Genomic DNA, 5,166 nt, shown 5'->3' on the forward strand with positions numbered 1-5,166 from the left:
AACGCAGTAGCCTCGAGTTCTCCCCATGAGCCGCACGATGACTGCTCTGCTGACAACGGCGGCTGTTTCGACACTGGTCAAAGCCGGCGACGACGCCACCTTCGTCTGGGATGCCCACAAGTCCAAGGTTGCTCATGTCGAGGTTGTCGGCACTCTGCACAACGGGACGAGCGAGTTGGTGCAGGCCGGCAGCGGGTTGCGCGTAGGTCAGCCGTTTGTCCTCACGAGCGCTCACCTGTTTGCCCGAGCATCGAACTACAAGTCGATCCGAATTAATGTCCGATTCGGCTCGAGAAGTGCAGCGCCACATTCGGCTCAGGTCGAGATCAACGACCAAGCCATTGATCTTGCACTCCTTCGCGTACCTGGCCTCCCTGTCGAGCAAGGATGTCCGTACTTTCTCATCACGGACATGCGTGCGCTACGACCAGGTGCCGACCTCTTTTTTCTCGGCTATCCGATAGACAGACCACTGCGGCTCTCACTTGGCGTACTCTCAGTGGAACCTGACGAAAAGCTGCCCACGTGGGATACGAGCGCGTTGCTCAATCCGGGAAATAGCGGGGGTCCTGGCTTCTCTCGAGGCGGCTACCTGGCGGGAATCGCCAAGGGAGCGCTCACCGATTGGCGACAGGGCACTGAAGTAGTCCCACTAGCCGGCATCAGCACTTTCGTCCCCTCAGTTAAAATCCGGTCAAGCGCGATAGGCGACTTCATCTTTCGAAAGCAGCAGGATGAAGGTTGCCTGCGCGCCGTCGCGATGAACGGTGACGGCAGCTTTGGCCTTGGCGGAGGGCCACTGGCCCCGATCGATCCCCCGTCTCGCCTAACAGTAGCTCAAGCGATCTTCGTGTCTTGGCAAAGGGACGAAGGGCTGGCACCCAAGAGCCGAACGGTTGAAGCACGTACTGGGTACGTTATCGACAAGTGCACATTCGAGCCAATTCGAAGGCTCGCAAACGTCCAGGCGTCGTGCACCGTCGAGAACGCAGGGAGGCGCGCGCGCGCAGATTTCGTTGCGATTGGTGACCCTAAGGATCAGGTCGTGCGCTCGGCGGCGGGCCACCTGGTGCTTGAGCAGCGCCCGGAAACCTAGGTGACTACGAGAGCATTGCTGCTCGTGGCGCTTGCCGCGGTCGTCGCCAAGCCGGGCATGTGCCAACAGCACCGCTGGGAGGCCCAAGCTGCTCGAACGGAAGCCGTCAATTCAACCGTCGCACTTCTCCGCGCCGATCTACAGGCCAAGTCGCCCGCTACGGTGCGAAAACTAGACGCATCTATAATGCTGGACGTTTCGGTATCTGGCGGAAACGTGCCACGTTCGCGAAGGACATTCTCTGGTCGAACGATCGAGATCCCGGACTTGTTCATTGCGACCTCGATAAATCTCGCCCGCGCGTTAAGGACGGCGCGGAGGGCTGAAGACTACACCTGCATCTACCAATACAAGCAGCACATGGACCGGACTGGTTCAACCGTCGGTCCAGAGACCTACCTAGAGCGTGCGGGTACCCAGTGCGCTGAACTGAAGTCGCGGTTTCCGCTTGGCCCCGTGTCAGAGCGCATTGCCGAGCAAGAACTGATTTCGACCATTGCGTTCGCATACTTGCACGAACTTGGCCACCAGTACCACGAACACCTGCCGGTTCAATTGCCTCCGGATGTTTCCAGCAAAGAGAATCAATGTAGCTTTCTTCGAGGAATGGCAGTGCGAAGGCAGCTTGAGTACGAGGCTGATCAGTTTGCCGTTGATACTTTGGACGCACTAGGTCGTCCTGAGCTAGTTCTCGCAACATCACCTTTGTGGATCCCTGCACCACCTTCAGCTGCCCCCAATCTAGTGGCACTGGATCAGATGCTCAGCGAGCGAATCGCCGAGCATCCCTTCTCGGCATTTCGCTGGGCGCGCATCTTGGACCGGACGCTCGTCAATCTCTCAAAGCGCTCGACGCCCGACCCGGCGCTGCGCGACATCATTGAACAGTTGAAGGATTGGGAAGCACGTGCGCGCGAGATGGTTGCCGAAAGCGACCAATCGCTATCGCCTTGTTGAAGGCTTTAGCCACCCAAAAAAGCGATGAGTCGGTTAGGTCTTCTTCTATCCATGATCGCTCTCGCGCTGCTGCTTTCGGCAGAACCTAGATCGTCGCTGGCCCAGGAGGCGCTTCCAAGTGGGAAGGCAACCGAGCGGGACTTCGGCACGATCATCAGGCAGAGCAAGTGGAATGTGACAACCATTCCGGTTTGCTGGGAGAACGCGGTAGAGGCAGATGCCTCGCTAAGAGAGGTTGTTCGAAGGGCCGTGCTTGAAACTTGGAGCCGGCACAGTGCCCTAGAGTTTACCGGGTGGTCACAATGCGAAGAGCGAAGCCAAGGGATCCGCATTAGGGTTGAGGAAGCACACCCGCACGTCAAGAACATCGGCCGCTACTTGGACGGGATGCCGGACGGGATGGTTCTTAACTTCACCTTCCAGCGCTGGACCCCAACGTGCCGCCTTCGCTTTGAGTTCTGCGTATATGCGGTGGCGGTACATGAGTTCGGACATGCAATAGGTTTCACGCACGAACAGAATCGGCCCGATGCGCCTGAGGAGTGCAAAAGAGATTCGCAGGGGACCGTTGGCGATTTCCTGGTCACGCAATACGATTTGCACTCGATCATGAACTACTGCAACCCAAAGTGGATAGGCGATGGGCTGCTTAGCGAGCTCGACATATTCTCCGTGCAGACCGTATACGGTCAGCGAGCAGACAGTGTAGGCGGCACCAAAGTAACTCGAGATTCGCCGCCAACCGGCAACCCGACACCAGCGATCATGCCCATCGCCTTTACGAGTAGCCCGGCCGACTCAGCCGAAGGGCTCTCAGCGGTTCATCCCTAAGGAGGACGTTGTATCTGCTCGGCTCAGGCATTACACTCGGTGTCGTTGACCGCCGAGCCCTCCAATAGCAATGGCAGGAGAAGTAACTTTGAGGACGACACGACTCTGGTTTGCCTTTGCGTTCGCCGCCGTCGCAATGTGCAGTACTGCGTTTGCTGGTGGCGTCGTCGTCCGTGCTGAGACTGTTGTGTTTTCGGAGGGAGGGCCTCGGGTGGAGCCGCGTGCTGGTGTGGCAGTTTCCTTCCAGGCAAATGAGTATGTTTACGGCGCGAATCAGTATGCGTACTTGGCTTGGGCGGTAGCACCAGCAGACGCCTCGCCTAGCCCAACGACACAGCAGCTCGAGAGTTGGGAAGTCTATGGCGTGCTGGCCGGAACTCCGACTCGTGAGATCGGGCTGGCGCAAGCAGCCAGGCCGTACGTCTTAAGCTTTAGGGCACCTGAGCGCCCTGGCAAGTACAAGATCTTGCTAAGCAGCGTTCCAATGTTCCGAGACGCGCCCTTCAAGACTGGAGCTGGCTACAAAGAGTCCTTCACTCCGCATTCAGCCGACCGGCGCGAGCTTTCAAGAGCACTGCTGCAGTATCAGGGAGCCATGAATATCGTGGCTCGGTTTGAGGTGTCGGCGGTGGCTATCGCGGTTGATGAGTCGCCCAGGCTCTACCTCCGGGTAAATGGAGGGGTGCCCAGCGCGGCAAGAATTGATGGCGGCCTCAGCGATAAGCCCATAGTCTTCAATTGGTCGGTTGGACCAGAGTTTCGGAAGAGCACCGCACACGTGCTATATCGATATCGCCTGGATCCTGAGGACGACGATTGGGGTGCATGGACAAAGCAACAAGAGGCTCACTACTCGTTCCTGCTGAAAGGGGTCCACCAGTTTCGCGTCCAGGCCAAGTATTCGGACGGAACCATGGTCTTGGAGTCACCTCCCGCAATGTTCCAGTTCACGTTGCCAAAAGACCACGTATCTCGACCGACAAAGGAGACGCTGACAAAGGCTCCATTTGGAAGCGCGCCAGCGGGCGCTGATTCAATCGCCTTTGGTGAGGTGTACTCCAAGAGCAGGGCATTGGTAATTGGCATGTGGAAATTCGAGGATGCGGCGAACTTTCCACAGTTCGATGAGAAGAAGATCATGTCGGATGTCACCGCCATGACTAACGCCCTCCGCGGGAACGGCTTCGAAGTCACGACTCTGACTCGCGAGCGTGTTACGCGCGAAGACATTACGTCCGCCTTGAATACGATTGTCGATTCTGCTGGCCGAGACGACCGCATCTTCGTCTACTTTTCAACGCACGGCTTTGCTGATCCGATTCTCCCATCAACTGGATACCTAGCCACCTCAGACTGCCAGTTGCGCAGTCCAACTGTGCGATGCGTGAGACTGAATGAGTTGCAGGAACACGCGGACCGCGCTCTAGATGGCAAACGAGTGCGCCAAGTGCTCTTCGCCGTTGACAGCTGTTTCTCTGGCCTCGGCATTGTTCGAAAGGCAGTCGGCGTTCCGAATCTGACGAAGCTGGCCGTGCCTCAAGGTGCGTTCATGCTGACGGCAGGAATGGCTAACCAGGTTGCGCAGATCGATCCAGGCTTGGGGATGAGTACCTTCACGCACTTCTTGGCGGATGGTCTGAGCGGAAGCGCTGACATACTCGGCAACAACGGGCTCATTACATTGAGCGAGCTGTTCGTTTACGTGCAGTACAAAGTGGCGGAGCGAACGAATGCGCAGCAGATTCCGATGCTCGGTCGCATGAAGGGTGATGGTGAGATGCTCTTCTTACCGAGACCACGCTAGGAAGCAGGGAGGAGATTTGTATGCATCGACGTGACTTCATACGAGGTGTCTGCATCGCCGCGTGCTGCGGCTCCGGAGCTGGTTGTATGTCCCAGCCAACCAAGGCTTCAAGCTATTCAGATGGCGCAGCAGCGGACATGTGGATGCAAAAGTGGATCACTGACACAAAGCGCGGTGATCCTGGTTCAGAGAAAGCTCCGAACGGGGCGCTGCATGTTGGCAGGTTCGCCGACCCAATGTATTTTTTGACCAGTGTAGTTGGATGGGATCCGAATGCTGGGCAAGTGGGCAAATACATGCCCGTACGGGTACCCGTTGGATTTGTGACCGACTTCGCCAGCATACCGAGAGCATTCTGGTCGCTGTTGCGGCCGGATGGGCTGTACTCCTACGCTGCGGTTATCCATGACTTTCTGTACTGGGAGCAGTACCTTTCGAGAGAAGACTCGGACGAGATTTTGAAACTCTGCATGGAAGA

Annotated in this window: 5 protein-coding genes; all 5 read left to right on the forward strand. The window is 57.3% G+C overall.

Annotated features, from left to right (window positions below; all coding sequences use genetic code 11):
- Positions 1 to 25 precede the first annotated feature (25 nt).
- Complete coding sequence (locus tag ACE3OH_RS18990) at positions 26 to 1,096, forward strand: serine protease (RefSeq protein WP_374356894.1); 1,071 nt, start codon at positions 26 to 28, stop codon at positions 1,094 to 1,096.
- On the forward strand, positions 1,097 to 2,053 hold the full coding sequence (locus ACE3OH_RS18995) for a hypothetical protein (protein WP_374356896.1): 957 nt from the start codon (positions 1,097 to 1,099) through the stop codon (positions 2,051 to 2,053). It abuts the gene before it with no gap.
- A 51-nt stretch (positions 2,054 to 2,104) separates the two neighbouring features.
- Complete coding sequence (locus ACE3OH_RS19000) at positions 2,105 to 2,884, forward strand: M12 family metallopeptidase (RefSeq protein WP_374356898.1); 780 nt, start codon at positions 2,105 to 2,107, stop codon at positions 2,882 to 2,884.
- 229 nt (positions 2,885 to 3,113) lie between these two features.
- Positions 3,114 to 4,688, forward strand: a complete 1,575-nt coding sequence (locus ACE3OH_RS19005; RefSeq protein WP_374356900.1) for a caspase family protein — start codon at positions 3,114 to 3,116, stop codon at positions 4,686 to 4,688.
- Positions 4,689 to 4,774: 86 nt separating this feature from the next.
- The coding region (locus ACE3OH_RS19010) for a DUF1353 domain-containing protein (RefSeq protein WP_374356902.1) at positions 4,775 to 5,166 on the forward strand (392 nt) is incomplete at its 3' end.

The organism is Chitinimonas sp., assembly GCF_041904975.1.
Classification (GTDB): Bacteria; Pseudomonadota; Gammaproteobacteria; order Burkholderiales; family Chitinimonadaceae; genus Chitinimonas.

What these genes read in the sequence shown, in the direction of transcription:
- ACE3OH_RS19000 (WP_374356898.1), top strand. Translation starts at nt 2,105, where the DNA reads ATGATCGCTCTCGCGCTGCTGCTTTCGGCAGAACCTAGATCGTCGCTG.
- ACE3OH_RS18990 (WP_374356894.1), top strand. Translation starts at nt 26, where the DNA reads ATGAGCCGCACGATGACTGCTCTGCTGACAACGGCGGCTGTTTCGACA.